This is a genomic window from Nocardia sp. NPDC050413 (genome assembly GCF_040655475.1).
Classification (GTDB): Bacteria; Actinomycetota; Actinomycetes; order Mycobacteriales; family Mycobacteriaceae; genus Nocardia; species Nocardia coubleae.
Window position 1 is genome coordinate 1,236,530 of sequence record NZ_JBFAJZ010000001.1, and the last position, 17,435, is coordinate 1,253,964.

Annotated in this window: 4 protein-coding genes; all 4 read right to left on the reverse strand. The window is 70.3% G+C overall.

Annotation, left to right across the window (positions count from 1 at the left end):
• Positions 1–52 precede the first annotated feature (52 nt).
• Positions 53–943, reverse strand: a complete 891-nt coding sequence (locus tag AB0I19_RS05915) for an ABC transporter permease (RefSeq protein ID WP_357144996.1) — start codon at positions 941–943, stop codon at positions 53–55.
• Entirely contained in the window at positions 940–1,929 is a 990-nt protein-coding gene (locus AB0I19_RS05920) for an ATP-binding cassette domain-containing protein (RefSeq protein ID WP_067492211.1), read from the reverse strand. The genes AB0I19_RS05915 and AB0I19_RS05920 overlap by 4 nt, the downstream gene beginning before the upstream one ends.
• The gene (locus AB0I19_RS05925) at positions 1,926–15,569 is read right to left on the reverse strand and encodes an amino acid adenylation domain-containing protein (RefSeq protein WP_357145000.1); all 13,644 of its coding nucleotides are present in this window, start codon (positions 15,567–15,569) and stop codon (positions 1,926–1,928) included. The genes AB0I19_RS05920 and AB0I19_RS05925 overlap by 4 nt, the downstream gene beginning before the upstream one ends.
• A 199-nt stretch (positions 15,570–15,768) precedes the next feature.
• Complete coding sequence (lnt, locus tag AB0I19_RS05930) at positions 15,769–17,298, reverse strand: apolipoprotein N-acyltransferase (RefSeq protein WP_357145148.1); 1,530 nt, start codon at positions 17,296–17,298, stop codon at positions 15,769–15,771.
• Positions 17,299–17,435: the final 137 nt, after the last annotated feature.

The following is a 17,435-nucleotide window of genomic DNA, read 5'->3' on the forward strand; positions in this document are numbered from 1 at the left end:
AACGGCGAAGGCCGCCTCCCCTCGGGAAGGCGGCCTTCGCCGTTTCAGCTCGTCAGTGACTGGCCACTTTTCGGTACTGCAGCAACGCCGCGGGCATGGCGACGGCCAGGATGACCAGCGAGCAGATCACCGCGTAGAGGATGCAGTTGTCGGCCGCCCAGCCGGTGGCCGGGGCGAACGACGGCGGTGCGGAGTTGTCGAACAGTTTGCGTCCGGCGGCCGAGACGGCGGTGATCGGATTCCATTCGGCGATGGTGCGCAGCGGACCGGGCAGGGTTTCGGCGGAGATGAACGCCGAGGAGATGAACGACAGCGGGAACATCCAGATCAGGCCCGCGCTCTGCGCCACCTCGACGGTCGGCGAGATGAGCCCGGTCAACGCGCCGACCCAGGACATGGCGAAAGCGAACAGCAGGATGATGGCGAAGGCCAGTGCGGCGTCGGCGATGCTGCCGTTGATCCGCCAGCCCACGATGTACCCGCAGATCACCATCACCCCCAGGCTCGCGACGTTGACCACCAGGTCGGACAGTGTGCGGCCCATCAGCACCGCGAGCCGCGACATCGGCAGCGTTCGCATCCGGTCGATGATCCCCTTCTGCAGGTCACCGGCCAGGCCGACCGTGGTGAACGCGGCATTGAACGCCACGGTCTGGGTGAAGATGCCCGCGAGCAGGAACTCGCGGTACTGGTCGCCGCCGAGGGACGCGCCGAAGATGTAGGCGAAGAGGAACACGAACATCAGCGGCTGGATGGTCGCGGTCACCAGCAGCGTCGGCACCCGCAGGATGGTGAGCAGGTTGCGGTAGGCCACGATCGCGCTGTCGCGCAGGAACCGGGCACGCGGCGGGGTCTGGTCGGCGGCAGCGGGCCGCGAGCTGCCCGAGGCGATGGGCATTTCGCGGGTGTCGTTGTCCGCCTCGACGTCGGGGGCCACGCTCACGACAGAATCTCCTCTGGCACGTCGTCGGTTTCGGGTTCGGTGGCCGGTTCGGCCGGGGTTCCGGTGAGCGAGAGGAACACGTCGTCGAGGGTCGGGCGGACCACGACGGCGTCGAGCACGCACACCCCCGCGTCGTCGAGCCGGCGCAGGGCCTCGACCATCGTGCGGGAGCCGTTGCCGACCACCACCGATACTTCGTCGCTGCCCGGCTCGTGGATCGGCGTGCCGACACCCACCTGATCGAGGACCGAGACCGCGAGGTCGGGACTCTGCCCGGCGGCCAGGGTGACCGTGAGCCGGTCGCCGCCGATGGAGGTCTTGAGTTCGTCGGCGGAGCCACGGGCGATAACGGTGCCCTTGTCGATCACGGTGATCCGGTCGGCGAGCAGGTCGGCTTCCTCCAGGTACTGGGTGGTGAGCAGCACCGTGGTGCCGTCGTCGACGAGGTCGCCGATCACCTTCCACATGTCCAGGCGCCCCCGAGGATCGAGGCCCGTGGTCGGTTCGTCGAGCACGACCACCGGCGGCCGCGCGACGAGGGAACCGGCCAGGTCGAGGCGCCGGGCCATACCGCCGGAGTAGGTGCCCGCGCGTCGGCTCGCCGCGTGGTCGAGACCGAGCGCGGTGAGCAGTTCGTCGGCACGTTCGGTGGCCTGCTTCTTCGACATGCCGTAGAGGCGCGCCACCATGCGCAGGTTCTCGTACCCGGTCAGGTTCGCGTCGACCGCCGCGTACTGGCCGGACAACCCGAGGCGGGTGCGGGCCGCGGCCGGGTCGGCCAGCACGTCGACCCCCGCCACCCGCACCGTGCCCGCGTCGGGGCGAAGCAGGGTGGTGACGATCCGCACGGTGGTCGTCTTGCCCGCGCCGTTGGGCCCGAGCAGGCCGAGCACCGTGCCCGCCGGTATCTCGAGGTCGATCTCCTTCAGTACGCGCACCTTGCCGAAACTCTTGGCGAGGCCACGCACTTCTACCGCCAGACTCACGGACGCATCTCCTTCTCGGCGCCGCCGCACACGGTGATCCCGGGCACCCCGTCGAGGTGACGGTGCAGCACGGGGCCGATCGCCGCCAGCGCCTCCGGTGTGGTCATCGCCGCGTGCCTGCAGGGCAGGTCGTGGTTGTGGATGGTGCCGGTGACGAACTGTTGCCAGGAACCGGCCCGCCTGGCGGGATCGGCGGCGTTGATCTCGTCCGCCGCCGCGGTGAAGAACAGCAGGTCGCCGTCGAAGCTGCGCGGCCGGAACGCGTTGGCCATCACCGTCCCGTCGGCGTACCCGGTGTAGAGGCGTTGCAGATTGTCCACCGACAGCGCCGCGAACGGCCCCGGCTGTGCCCGCAGCAGATCCGCCGCTTCGTGCAGGTCGAGGTCGGCGGGCAGTGGTGCGCCGTCGACGAGGTCGGCACCGAACTCGCCGAGGATATCGGCGACGCTCGGCATCGCGGTGTCGAGCCAGCGGTCACCGAGCTGGTAGCTGTCCATCATCGCCAGCAGCGCCACGTCCTCGCCGAGTTCCTGCAGCTGCACCGCGATCTCCTGGGCGATGAGCCCGCCGAGCGACCAGCCGAGCAGGTGATACGGCCCGTGCGGCTGGATCGCCCGGATATTGGCCACGTAGTGCCCCGCGGCCTCCGGGATGGAGGTGAAGCTGTCCTGACCGGACACGTGCGGGGCCTGCAGGCCGTACACGGGACGATCGGGAGCCAGGTGTGCGAGCAGCCCCGAGTAGCACCAGGCCAGGCCGATGGCGGGGTGCACACAGAACAGCGGGGTGTCGTGTGGTCCGGTCGACGGGCGGATCGGCAGCACCGGTTCCAGGGCGGCGGCCATCACCTCCGCCGGGTCGGCGCCGTCGAGCCGGGCGGCGATGGCGGCCGGTGTGGCATCGCCGAACATCATCTGCACCGGCATCTCGTAGCCCTGCTCACGCAGTGCCGCAACGACTTTGGTGGCCAGCAGCGAGTTGCCGCCCAGTTCGAAGAACCCGTCGTCGGCGCCGACCCGTTCGACCCCGAGCACCTCGGCGAAGGCGGCACACAGCGCCACCTCGGCGGGAGTCACCGGCGCGCGGTACCCACCCGAGGCGGTGAACACCGGTTCGGGCAGCCGGGCGCGATCGAGCTTGCCGACCGGGCTGAGCGGCACCTCATCGAGCAGCATGATCGCCTGCGGCACCATGTAATTGGGCACGTGCGCACCGATGTGCTCGAGCAGTTCGGGCACCGTCGGCGACGCACCCGCGCGGGCCTTCACATACGACACCAGCGCGGTCACCCCGGCCTGAGTCGTGTGCCCGACGGTCAGCGCCAGCTCCACGTCGGGGTGCCGGGCGAAGGCCACATCGATCTCGCCGAGTTCGATCCGGAACCCACGCACCTTCACCTGGTGGTCGGTGCGGCCGACGTACTCCACGTCGAGCGCCGACTTCCTGCCGTCACGCCAGCGCACCAGGTCACCGGTGCGGTACATGCGTTCACCGGGCGCACCGTACGGATTGGCGACGAAACGCTGCGCGGTGAGCCCCGGCCGATTGTGGTAGCCGCGGGCCAGCGCAGCACCGGCCAGCTGCAGCTCGCCCGTGACGCCGATCGGGGTGGGATGCAACCGCCGGTCGAGCACCGTGGCCGAGACACCGCGGATGGGACCGCCGATGGTGATCGGGCCCTGCGGGCTCATCGGTTGCGGCATCAGGGTGACGATGGTCGTCTCGGTCGGCCCGTAGACGTTGTAGAAGTTGCGCCCCGGCGCCCAGCGGGCGAGCAGGTCCGGCGGCAGCGCCTCACCGCCCGTGAGGATGTGCGCGAGCGAATGCACACCCGTCGGATCGACGGTGCCGAGCGCGGCGGTGGTGATGAAGGCGTGCGTGATCCGCTCCCGGATGAACAGCTGACGCAGTTCCTCGCCGCCGACGATGCCCGCGGGGGTGATGACGAGGGTGCCCGCCCCACCGAGCGCGAACAGGATGTCGAGCATCGACCCGTCGAAGCTCGGGGTGGCGAAGTGCAGCACCCGGCTGCCCGGTCGCACGTCGTAGCGGTCGGCGCATTCGGCGGCGAAGTTCGAGATGCCGCCGTGGGTGACCACCACACCCTTCGGGGTGCCGGTCGACCCGGAGGTGTACACCACGTAGGCCGGGTTGGCCAGGCGCAGCGGCCGGACCCGGTCGGCGTCGGTGATCGGCGCGTCGTCGGTGCCGAGCACGGTGGCGCGGGTGTGTGGGTCGTCGAGCACCAGCCACCGGCAGTCACCGGGCAGCTGGTCGCGGTGCGCGAGCAGCGTCAGCCCGATCGCGGCGCCGGAGTCGGTGAGCATGTGACTGATCCGCTGCGCCGGATAGTTCGGGTCGACCGGTACGAACGCGGCACCGGCCTTGGCGACGGCCAGCATGGTCGCCACCGACTCGACCGATCGCGGAATACCGAGCGCGACAAGGCTTTCCGGGCCGATGCCCTGGCCGATGAGCAACCGGGCGAGCCGGTTGGTCCAGCGGTCGAGGGCGTCGTAGGTGACCACGGTGTCGCCCGCGCTGAGCGCCACACCGTCGCGGGCCCGCGCCGCCGCGGCGTCGAACACCTCGGCCAGGGTGACCGGGGTGTCGGGCCGGGCACCGTGGACGGGTGCCAGCGCGGTCCACTCGACCGCGTCGAGCAGGGCCAGGTCGCCGACGGCGGTGTTCGGGTCGGCGGCGACAGCGGTGAGCAGCCGCACCAGGCGGTCGCCGAGGCGGCGCGCGGTGACCTCCTCGAACAGGTCGGCGGCGTAGTTCACCGACAAGGTGATGCCGTCACCGACGCGATCGCCCGTGTGGGTCTCGGTGAAGGTGAACTGCAGATCGAACTTGGCGATGCCTGCGTCGGCGTCGACCGCCTCGATCCGCAGACCGGGCAGTTCCAGCATCCGCACCGGGTTGTTGCGCACCGAGAGCATCACCTGGAACAGCGGGTGATGCGCCTGCGAGCGCGCGGGATTGAGCACCTCGACCAGCCGCTCGAACGGCAGGTCGGCGTGGGCGAAGGCATCGAGGTCGCGGTCGCGCACGGTGCGCAGCAGGTCGACGAAGGCGCGGTCGTCGGACACCTCGGTGCGCAGCACGAGGGTGTTGACGAACATGCCGATCAGCGCGTCGAGCGCCGGATGACCACGACCCGCGCTGGCGGTGCCGACGACGATGTCGTCGGTGCCCGTCACCCGGTGCAGCAGCACCGCGAGCGCGGCGTGCAGCACCATGAACATGCTGACGTTGTTGGCGGCGGCGATCCCGCGCAGCGCCCGGTGGGTGGCGGCGTCGACCGTGCAGTCGACGGTGCCGCCCCGGTAGGAGGGCACCGGCGGGCGCGACCGATCGGCGGGCACGGTGAGCAGTTCGGGCAGCCCGTCGAGGGTGTCGCGCCAGTGGTCGAGCTGCTTGCGGATCAGCGAGTTCTCGTCGTCCTCGGTGCCGAGGAGCTGCTGCTGCCACAGCGTGTAGTCGGCGTACTGGATCTCGGGGATCTGTTCGCCGAACGGTTCACCGGTGCGGATGCCACGGTATGCGGCGGCCACCTCGGCGGCGAGCGGTTCCAACGACCACCCGTCCATGGCGATGTGGTGCACCACCAGCACGAGCACGTGCTCCTGAGAGCCCGCGACGGCCAGTTTGGCCTGGGCGGGCACCGGCAGCCCGGTGCGGTCGACGGTGATGAGCGCGGCCCGCAACGGCACCGAGACCGACAGGTCGAAGCCAGGCGCGGCGAAACGCGCGACGGCGGCGTCGACCTCGTGCGGTGTCGCACTCGCATGGAAGAGAGTGACCGCCGCGAGCTGCGGGTCGAGCACCAGCTGCTCGGGCTCGCCCGCGGTTTCCGGGAACACCGTACGCAGCGTCTCGTGCCTGCGTTGCACCGTGTGTAGGGCGGCGATGAGTGCGTCGAGGTCGATCGGACCGTGCAACCGCAGCACCACCGGGATGTTGTACGCACCGGCGGACTGGTCCTGCGCACCGGCGTTGAACCGGTTGAGGAACCACAGCCTGCGCTGGGCCGCCGAGAGCGGGATCCGTTCCGGGCGATCCTGTTTCACCAGGTCCGGGCGGCCTTCGTCGCCGGACGGCCCGGTCTCCACCAGCGCCGCGAGCTCGGCGACGGTCGGTGCGGCGAACACGGTACGCACCTCGAGTCGCACATTGCTCGCGGCCGCCAGCCGGGCGACGAGCTGGGTGGCCAGCAGCGAGTTGCCGCCGATGTCGAAGAAGCTGTCGGTGGCCGACACGTCCTCGACGCCGAGCAGCTCGGCGAACACCCTGGCCACCAGGCGTTCGGACTCGGTGCGCGGGGCGCGGCCCGCCGCGACGGTGAACTCCGGTTCGGGCAGCGCCGTCCGGTCGAGCTTGCCGACGGGTGTGAGCGGCACGGCGTCGATCAGGTTCAGCGAGGCCGGAACCATGTGCCCGGCCAGGTGTTTGACGGCGTGATTGCGCACGTCGGCCAGATCAGCCGGGACCGCGCCTTCACCCAGCTGCACCCAGGCGACGATCCGGTCGTCACCCGCGATGGTGCGCACCTCGGTGTGGGCGAAACGGACATCGGGGTGGCTGCCGAGCACGGCGCTGATCTCACCGAGCTCGATACGGAAACCGCGCACCTTCACCTGGTGGTCGCTACGGCCCAGGTAGTCCAGCTCGCCGGTGGCGGTCCAGCGCACCACGTCGCCGGTGCGGTACATCCGGCTGCCCGCGGGCCCGCACGGGTCGGCGACGAAGCGCGAGGCGGTGAGCCCGAACCGCTGGTGGTAGCCCTGAGCGATACCCGCGCCACCGATGTAGAGCTCACCGGGAACCCCGGTCACGACCGGTTTCAACCGTTCGTCGAGCACCAGGGCCCGCGATCCGCGCACCGGTGTACCGATGGTCACCGGCACACCGACCCGCAGCTCCGACATGGCTGCGATGACGGTGAACTCCGTCGGCCCGTAGGCGTTGACGAATCGGCGCCCGGGCGCCCAGTTCTCCACCAGATCCGGCGGCACGGCCTCGCCACCGGCCATCAGCCCGCGCAGGCGCGGCAGCGGCCAGCGGCTCGCGTCGATCGAGGCGAGCACGGCGGGGGTGAGGAAGGTATGGGTGATCTCCTCCCGTTCCAGCAGGGCGCCGAGTTCGTCGCCGCCGTAGACGTCGATCGGACCGATCACCATCTCCGCCCCGGAGTACACCGCGAGCAGCATGTCGAGCACGGACACGTCGAAGCTGGGGGTGGAGAAGAAGAACGTCCTGGCGAACCGGTCGAGGCCCATCCGTTCGCGCAGGTCGAGCGCGAGGCTGACCAGACCACCGTGGGTGACGGTGACGCCCTTGGGCAGACCGGTGGAACCTGAGGTGTAGATCTGGTACGCCAGGTCGGCGGTGTGGATGGGGCGGATGCGTTCGGCGTCGCGGATCGGGGCGTCGTCGTATCCGGCCAGCTCGGTGTGCAGGTCGGGGTCGTCGACCAGCAGCCACCGGGTGTCGAGCGGTCCGGCGGCCTCGCGCAGGGCGGGGGCGTCGGCGCTGGTGGTGAGCACGGCGCGCGCACCGGAGTCGGTGAGCATGTGCCGCACCCGGTCGGCCGGGTAGCGGGGGTCGACGGGCACGAACGCGGCACCGCTCGCGGCGACGCCGAAGATGGCGAGCGCGCAGTCCAGCGAGCGGGTGAGGCCGACGGCGACCCGATCGCCGGTGCCGATCCCCCGTGCGATGAGGGCGCGACCGAGCCGGTGGGCACGGCGAGCCACCTCGTCGTAGTCGAGTTCACCGACCTCGCCCGCCACGCTGCCGCCGGCGAACCAGCGCAGCGCGGGCCTGCTGGGGTACCAGTCGGCGGCCCGGTCGATGATGTCGGACAGCACCACCGGGGTGACCAACGCCGGGCCCTGCGCCGGGACGAGCGCGCGATGTTCGGCGACGGTGAGCTGGTCGATATCGCACACCAGCCTGCGCGGGTCGGCGGTCACCTGGGTGAGGATCGCCGCGAACCGGGTGGCCAGTGTCTCGATCGTCTCCCGGTCGAAAAGCTCGGTGGAGTAGACGAATTCGAAACGCTGGCCGTCGCCGTCGGGAGCCACCCGCAGTTCCAGGTCGAACTTGGCGCGGGCGATGTCGAGCTCCTCGGCGCGCAACCGCAGGCCGGGCAGTTCCAGTTCCGGTGCGCTGTCGTCCTGCATGCTCAGCGCTACCTGGAACAGCGGGTGCCGGTTGTTGGCCCGGCTGTCGCGGCCGAGCGCGTCGACGACCCGTTCGAACGGCAGGTCGGCGTGCGCGAGCGCGGCCAGCTCCGAATCGCGGTCGGCATGCAGGAGTTCGGTGAAGCTGGCGCCGGGGTCGACGTCGGAGCGCAGCACGAGGGTGTTGACGAACATGCCGACCAGCTCGTCGAGCTGGATGTCGGTGCGTCCGGCGACCGGGGTGCCGATCGGGATGTCGCGACCGCCGGTGACCCCGCGCAGCAGCACCGCGAGCGCCGAACGGACGACCATGAACAGGCTGACACCGGTGTCGGCCGCCAGCTCCTCCATCGCCGCACGCAACGGCGCCGACACCGGGCACGTCACGGTGGCCGCCGTGCCCACCGGTTCGGCCGGACGCGGCCGGTCGAACGGCAACGGCAGTTCGTCGGGCAGTTCGGCCAGCGTCTCGCGCCAGAACGCGAGCTGGGTGGCGGCGATGCTGTCCGGATCGTCCTCGGCGCCGAGCACGGCCCGCTGCCACAGGCTGAAGTCGGCGTACTGCACCGGCAGCGGTTCACGCACCGGGACACTGCCGCCGGCGCGCGCCACGTACGACACCGCGAGATCCTTGGTCAACGGGCCGAGCGACCACCCGTCCGCGGCGATGTGGTGCACGACCACGCCGAGCAGGTATTCCTGAGTCCCGGTGCGCAGCAAGGAGACTCGCAACGGCGTCTCGTGGGTCAGGTCGAAGCCCTGCCTGGCGAACTCGGCGAGCACCTCCTCCGCCCGTGCGGGATCGGTGTCGACGGGCTCGATCGCAGGCACCGACCCGGCCGTCGGCAAGATCACCTGCTGGGCGCCCGAGAGGTCCTCGGGGAAGACCGTGCGCAGCACCTCGTGGCGCTGCACCAGGTCGGTGACCGCGCCGCGCAGGGCGTCGATATCCAGATCGCCGCCGATTCGCAAGACGAAAGCGATGTTGTAGGCGCTGGATTCGGGTGACAATCGGTTGAGGAACCACAGTCGTTGCTGCGGCAGCGACAGTGGTATGCGTCCCGGGCGCGGGGTGTGTACCGCCAGCGCCACCCGCTGCGTCCGGGGCGCTTCCGCGATCAGACCGGCGATGCCCGCCACCGTCGGCGCCTCGAAGATCTGGCGTACCGGCAGATCCACCTCGAAGTCGGCGTGCAGCGCCGCGGCCAGCCGGGTGGCGAGCAGCGAGTTGCCGCCGATGTCGAAGAAGCTGTCCTCCGCGCCGGGCACCGGCCTGCCGAGGATCTCGGTGAACACCGCGGCCACCCGCATCTCGAGGTGGGTACGCGGTGCGCGCGATCCGCCTGCCGCCGCGAATTCCGGAGCGGGCAGGGCCTTCCGGTCCAATTTGCCGGCCGGTGTCACCGGCATCCGGTCGAGCACCGCCAGCGCGGCGGGCACCATGTAACCGGGCAGCCTGCCGCGCGCGGTGTCGAGCACGGCCGACGGTTCGATCGGCCCGTCGGCGGTGATGTAGGACGCGAGCCGCTGCTGACCGTGTTCATCGACGTGCACCACGGTCGTCGCCGAGCGCACCCCCGGGTGTTCGCGCAGCACATGGTCGATCTCACGCAGCTCGATACGGAAGCCACGGATCTTGATCTGGTCGTCGGCGCGCCCGAGGAAACGCAGGCGTCCGGTGGCGTCGGCGACCACGAGATCGCCCGTCCGGTACATCCTTTCGCCCACCCGGCCGTGTGGATTCGCGACAAAGCGCTGTGCGGTGAGCCCGAGTTTGCCCAGGTACCCGCGTGCCACACCGGGACCGGACACATACAGCTCACCCGGAGTCCCCGGCGGCACCGGGTGCAGCCGGGAATCGAGGACGAACAAGCGCATCCCGCGCACGGGCACACCGAGGGGCACCGGCTCGCCGGGCACCATGGCGGCGCTCGCGGTGACCGCGACGGTCGCCTCCGACGGACCGTACATGTTGTGCATCCGGTAGCGACCGGCCCAGGTGTCGACCAGTTCGTCGGAGCAGGCCTCGCCACCGACGATGACGGTGTTGAGTTCGGGGAACTCACCGGCGGGCACGGTCGCCAGGGCGGCCGGGGTGATGAAGGCGTGCGTGATCCGCTCCGAGCGGAGGAATCCCGCCAGTTCGGCGCCGCCGTACAGGTCGGCCGGGGCGACGACGACGGTCGCGCCCGCGGCGAAGCCGAGCAGCAGCTCCAGCACCGAGGCGTCGAAACTCGGTGAGGAGAAGTGCAGGGTACGGGCGGCATCGGTCACCCGGAACAGCTGGGTCTGCTCGCTGGCCAGCGAGGAGATGCCCGCATGGGTGACGACGACCGCCTTGGGCAGACCGGTGGAGCCCGAGGTGTAGATCAGGTACGCGGGCTGGGTCGGCCGCATCGGGTGCGTGCGCTCGATGTCGCGCACAGGCGCGGCCGAGCGGTGTGCGCAGTCGGCTTCGAAGGCGGCGGTCCCGAACACCAGCCATTCCGGTGCCCGGCGGTGCTTGCCGACGGTGGTCGGCAACGCGGCGAGGTGTTCGGGCAGGGTGAGTCCCAGCACCGCACCGGAGTCGCCGATCATGTGCGCGATGCGCTCGCTGGGGTACGCCGGGTCGACCGGCACATACGCGGCACCGGTCTTGGCGACCGCCCAGATGGCAATGATCGATTCCAACCCACGCGGCAACGCCACCGCCACCACCGACTCGGGGCCCGCGCCGTGTGCGATCAGGCTGCGCGCCAACCGGTTCGAGCGCTCGTCGAGCTCCCGGTAGGTCGTGTCGAGCCCGAGATAACGCACCGCGACCGAATCGGGCAGGCGCTGGGCGGTATCGGCGAGCAGGCGGGCGAGGGTGTCGGCCGGTTCGGCCGGTGCGCCCGCCACGGGCACGAGCCGCGCGATCTCGCGACGGTCGAGCAGGGGCAGGTCACCGATCGGTTCCTGCGGCGCGGCCAGCGCGGACCGCAGCATGGTGGTGAACCGGCGGGCGATGGCCTCGATGGTCGAGCGGTCGAAAACATCGGTGGCATAACCGAATTCGGCATACAGCGGGCCGTCATCGTGGTTGTCGCGCACCTCGAGTTGCAGATCGAACTTGGCGACACCGGTCTGTACCGGCACGAGTTCGGCGGCCACACCGGGCAGTTCGACGCGCAGCTCGGGGGTGCGGTCGTAGGACAGCATCACCTGGAACAGCGGATGCCGGTTGGTGGACCGGTCCGGGTTCACCAGTTCGACGAGCCGTTCGAAGGGCACGTCGGGGTTGGCGAAGGCGTCGAGGTCGGTTTCGCGGACCTGGTCGAGCACCCGGTCGAAACCGGCGCCGAGGTCGACCTCGGTGCGCAGCACGAGGGTGTTGACGAACATGCCGACGAGTTCGTCCAGCGCCGGGTCGGAGCGTCCCGCGATCGGGGTGCCGATGGTGATGTCGGTGCTGCCGCACACACGCGCGAGCACGGTGGCCAATGCGGCGTGCAGCACCATGAACATGCTCACCCCGCGGCCGCTGGCGAGTTGGGCTGCTGCCCGGCGTGTTTCGGCATCGATGGTGAAGGCGACCGTGTCGCCGCCGGTGGTCCGTCGCAGCGGGCGCGGGCGGTCGAGCGGCAGGTCGAGCTGATCGGGCAGTCCGGCGAGGGCCCGGCGCCAGTGCCCGAGCTGACGCCCCAGCGGTGCCTCCGGGTCGGTCTCGTCACCGAGCAGTTCCCGTTGCCACAGTGCGAAATCGGCGTACTGCACGGGCAGTGGCGTCCACCGTGGCGCGTTGCCCTCGGCGCGGGCGGCGACGGCGGTCATCAGATCCCTGGCCAGCGGCGCGACCGACCAGCCGTCGCCACAGATGTGGTGCAGCACCACGACCAGCAGATGTTCGTCCTGGGCCAGGCGGTACAGCACCACCCGCAGCGGAGTCTCGCCGCGCAGGTCGAAGCCGCGACCGGCGACCTCGGCGACGAGGTCGTCGATCCGGCCGTCCACGTCGTGCGCGACGAGATCGGGCGCCACGGCGGCGGCTGGATGGATCAGCTGGTATGGGCCATCGGGGCCGTCGGGAAAGCTGGTGCGCAGGCTTTCGTGGCGGTCGAGAACGTCGCGCAGGCCGGCCCGCAGGGCGGCGAGGTCGAGCCGACCGGTCAGCCGCAGTGCCAGCGGCATGTTGTAGGCGGCGGCGTGTTCGGCGAACCGGTTGAGGATCCAGAGCCGCTGCTGGGCCAGCGACAGCGGCACCCGTTCCGGCCGGGTCGCGGGAACCAGTTCGGGCGTGGAGGTCTCGGGCCGGTGGGTGCTGATGTACTCGGCCAGCGACGCGATGGTCGAGTACTCGAACAGGTGCCGGATGCTGATGCTCGCGTCGAGGGTGGTGTTGATCCTGGCGACGGCGCGCGCGGCGACGAGCGAGTTGCCACCGAGGTCGAAGAAACTGTCCTGCACGCCGATTCCTGTGCCGTCGAGCGCGAGCACCTCGGTGAAGATCTCGGCGAGCGCGCATTCCAGCTCGGTCTGCGGTGCGTCCGCGCCCGTCGTCACCCGCACACCCACCTCGGGGGCGGGCAGTGCCTTGCGGTCGACCTTGCCGTTGGCGCTCAGCGGCAGTTCGTCGAGCACGACCAAGGCCGAGGGCACCATGTAGGAGGGCAGCGCCCGGCGCAGCGCCGCCATCAAGGCCGCCACCTCGGGTGCGGCGGCGCCCGGCGCCGCGACCACGTAGGCGACGAGTTCGTCGTCGCCGGTGCGGCCGGTGCGTGCCACGCAGACGGCACGGGCGATACCGCCCTGGGCGAGCAGCGCGGACTCGACCTCGCCGAGTTCGATGCGCAGACCACGGATCTTGACCTGGAAGTCGGTGCGCCCCAGGTATTCCAGGACACCGCCGTCGAGCTGCCAGCGGGCCAGGTCGCCCGTGCGGTACATGCGTTGCCCGGGGGTGAACGGGTTGGCGACGAACCGGTCGGCCGTCAGATCGGGCCTGCCGAGGTAGCCGCGCGCCAGCTGGGTGCCCGCCAGGTACAGCTCGCCGACCACGCCGGGCGGAACCGGGCGCAGCTGCGGATCGAGCACGTAGGTCTTGGTGTTCCACACCGGCGACCCGATCGGCACGGTGGTCGCCCCGACCGGGCACGGCCAGTAGGTGACGTCGACCGCGGCCTCGGTCGGCCCGTACAGGTTGTGCAGTTCCGGCCCGCGCAGAGCGGCATGGAAGTGGGCGACGGTGGCGCCGGGCAGGGCCTCACCGCTGCAGAACACCCGCCGCAGGTTCGCGCCGCCGCGCACGCGGGGATCGGTGACGAACAACGACAACATGGACGGCACGAAATGTGCTGTGGTGACGGACTTCTCGGTGATGATCCGCGCCAGGTACGCCGGATCGCGGTGCCCGCCGGGTGCGGCGACGACCAGCCGCGCCCCGACCTGCAACGGCCAGAAGAACTCCCAGACCGACACGTCGAAGGTGGCCGGGGTCTTCTGCAGCACGGCGTCGCTGTGGTCGAGCGGGTATTCGGCCTGCATCCACCGCAGCCGGTTGACGATGGCGGCGTGCGTGACCGCCACCCCCTTCGGCTTACCGGTGGAGCCCGAGGTGAAGATGACGTAGGCGGGGTGTTCGGGCCGCAGCGGCGCTCGGCGGTCGGCGTCGGTGATGGGGGCGATGTCGTGCCCGGTGACGTCGAGCGTGTCCAGATCCACGCGCACAGCACCCGCGGGCAGCCGTACACCGTCGCGAGCGGCGGTCAGCACACATACCGGCTTCGCCTGTGCCACAACGGCATCGATGCGATCGACCGGATGTTCCGGATCGATCGGCAGGTAGGCGGCGCCGGTGGCGAGCACGGCGTACATGCCGATCACCATCTCGATGCTGCGGTGCAGGCACAATCCGACGGTGGTCTCCGGGCCCGCACCGCGCGCGATGAGTTCGCGGGCCAGCTGGTTCACCCGTTCGGACAGTTCGGTGTAGCCGATGACGCGGTCACCGTACTCGAGCGCGACGGCGTGCGGGCTGCGTCGCACCTGATCGGTGAACAGCGAGACGAGCGTGCCGGTGGGCACCGGGATCTCGGTGGCATTCCATTCCCGCAGCACGCGGTCGCGTTCGGTCGCGGTGATGGCGTTGAGCGCACGGGCCGGGCTGTCGGGGGCGGCGGCCAGGAACCGGGCGAGGAAGTCCAGGTAGCGGGCGTGATGCGCCGAGTTCTCGGCCTCGCCGTAGAGGCGGGGGTTGGCCTCGAAGTCGAGCTGGATGCGGCCGCCGTCGCCGTTGTAGATATTGATGGAGAGGTCTTCGACGGGGCCGGTCGCCAGCACGTGCAGCTGACCGGTGATGTCACCGAATTTCAGCTCGTCGTGGAACAGCATGATGTTGACCATCGGCCCGAAGAAGCCACGGGCGTCGCGCGAGTAGCCGCAGTCGCGGCGGATGTCGTCGGAGCGGTAGCGCTGGTGCCGCAGGGCGCCGGTGATCTGCAGCTCGGTCTGGCGCACCACGTCGGCGACGGTGGTGTTCTCGTCGAAACGCACGCGCAGCGGAACGACGTTGGACACCACACCCGCCGAGCGGCGCAACGCCACGGTGGTGCGCGCCGAGACGGGCAGGCTCAGCACCACGTCGGGATTGCCGGTGACCGAGCAAACGTAGGCGGCGAGGGCGGCGACGATGAGCGCGGAATTGGCCGAGTTGTGCGCGGTGATCGCCTGCGTGAGCAGGGTGTCGAGGTCGGTGTCGAGCACAGCGGTCGCGCGGTGACGGCCGGGATCGTGGGTGTCGCCGGTCGCGGTCACCGACGACAGCGTCATCGGCTCGCCGACACCGGCGAGCTGCTGCATCCAGTACTCGCGGTCGGCGTGGAAACGGCTGGACTCGCGGTAGCGCGATTCGTCGGCGTAGAGGTCGACCAGTGCGGCGGCGCGCGACACGGAGGGTTCGCGCTGCTCGCCGATCGCGGTGTAGATCTCGGCGGTGCGCGCGAGCGCGTTCATCGCCCCGTATCCGTCGATCACGATGTGGTGACCGCGCTCGTACCAGAACCAGTCGCGCTCGCCGATGCGCAGCACCACATTGATGGTGAGCGGCTCGTTCTCCATGTCGATGGGCGTGCTGGCGTGCTCGTTCATCCACCGTAGCGCGGCCGCGCGCGGATCGGGCTCGCCGCGCAGGTCGATGCGGGCCCAGCCGGGTCGCCAGCTCGGATCGACCCGCTGATGGGGTACGCCGTCGATCTCGAGTAGGCGCACGTGTCCCACCTGGGATTCGGCGCCGAATCGCTCGATGGCGTAGAGCAGCCTGCCCGGGTCGAGATCACCGTGCAGTTCCACGTAGTGGGCGATCGTGAGCGGAATGTCGGGCCTGATCCGTTGCGCGTACCACAGCGCCGTCTGACCGGGCGACAAAGCGAACGGCTGGCTCGAGTCCTCGTCGGTGACGCATGAGCTGACGCGGTCGGTGGCCAATGAACTCATCAAGCACTCCGTTCTGGTGTGTCACGACTCCCCGAGCAGCGCCCGGGCACACGACGGCCCAGGGCGTGGCTATCCACGCCCATGATTCGGAGTACTCCGGCGGCCGGATGGCTACCGATCTGGATTTATTTCGCGCTCAACGAATTACACCCCTGTAGCAGCAACTCGATGCCGCTTCCCCCGGGCTGAAACAAACCGCTTATTCAGAATTTCCCGAGCTGCGCATAACCTGCGTCTGGTTCTCTCGGTGGCGGCGGGCCAAGAGCAGTCCCGCGCCGATCGCGGTCAGGATAACGGACGCCAGTTCGGGCGCCGCACCAGTCCTGGTCGCGATCGTCGCCGTGTCGCGCAATGGTAACTGGGCGACCAGCGCCGCGGGGACGACTTGGTCGGAGTGCTGCGTGAGAGTGCCGTCGGCGGTGATGATCCCACTGACCCCGGTGGTTGCCGCGACCACGAGCGCCCGCCCGTGCTCGACCGCGCGCACCCGAGACATCGCCAATTGTTGATACGTCATCTCACTCTCGCCGAAGGTGGCGTTGTTGGTCGGGACGGTCAGCAATTGCGCGCCCGCGGCAAGGGATTCCCGGAATGCCCGGTCGAAGGCGACCTCATAACAAGTGGCGACGCCGATTCGGACATTCGCGGCAGTGACGGTGCCGTCGCCGTGGCCGGGTACGAAATAGCCCGCGCGATCGGCATAGGAAGAGAACAAACGGAAGAAGCTTCGCATCGGCAGGTATTCACCGAACGGCTGAATGATTTTCTTGTCGTGGCGCTCCCCCGGTCCGGCGGCACCGTTCCAGACGATCACCGAGTTCGTGGTGGTCCGGTCGCCGTTCACCAGGACCGCGCCGACGAGGATCGGGGCACCGATGCGCTCCGAGGCGCGGGTGATGACGGCGGCGGCGTCGGCATTGCGCAGCGGGTCGATGTCGGAGGAGTTCTCGGGCCAGATCACGATGTCCGGTTTGCGCTCTTGGCCGCGTGCGACGCTGTCGGCCAGTTCCTCGGTGCGCCGGACGTGGTTGTCGAGCACGGCGCGGCGCTGGGCGTTGAAGTCGAGGCCGAGTCGCGGCACGCTGCCCTGGATGGCGGCGACCGTCACCGTGCGCAGGCCGTCGTCGGGGGCGGGCAGGGTGGGGCGCAGCGCGAGCCCGGCCAGCGGCGCGACGATCACGGCGAGACCGGTCAGCGCGATGCCCTTGTCGACAGTGCGCTGCCCGGCGCGCACCCGCAGCACGAGGGCGGCGAGCGCGGTGCCGGTGAGGGCCACCGCGAAGCCGATCAGTGGGGCGCCACCGTAGGCAGCCAGGGGCAGGTACCACCCGTCGGCCTGCCCGAAAGCGATTCTCCCCCACGGAAACCCACCGAACGGAACGTTCGAGCGCGCCCATTCGGTCGCCGTCCACGCCAGCGCCAGCCACACCGGCCACCCGGGCAGCCTGCCGAGCCACCGCGCGAGCACACCCCAGAGCCCGAAGAACACCGCGCACGCCGTCGACAACGCCAGCCACGGCACGGGGCCCACGTAGATCCCGGTCCACGGCAGCAACGGTAGGAAGAACGCCAGCCCACCGAGCATCCCGTACCCGAATCCGGCCCGCACCCTGCTCGTCCCGTAGACCGCGAGCGTCAGCAGCGCGACGGCGAAGGGCGCGAGAAACCACAGCGGCCGCGGCGGAAAACTGGCGAACAGCAGAAATCCGCCGAGCGCCGCCGCGACCATCCGCCAGAGCACGGCCCCAGCCGTCGCCGTCCCCACCGCTCGATCGGAATCGGCATCGCCTTCGGGCCCCGCGCTCCGCTCCGACGGCGACGTGCCGTCGGGTCCGTGCGTGTCACTCGTTTCGGCTGCGGGCCGGT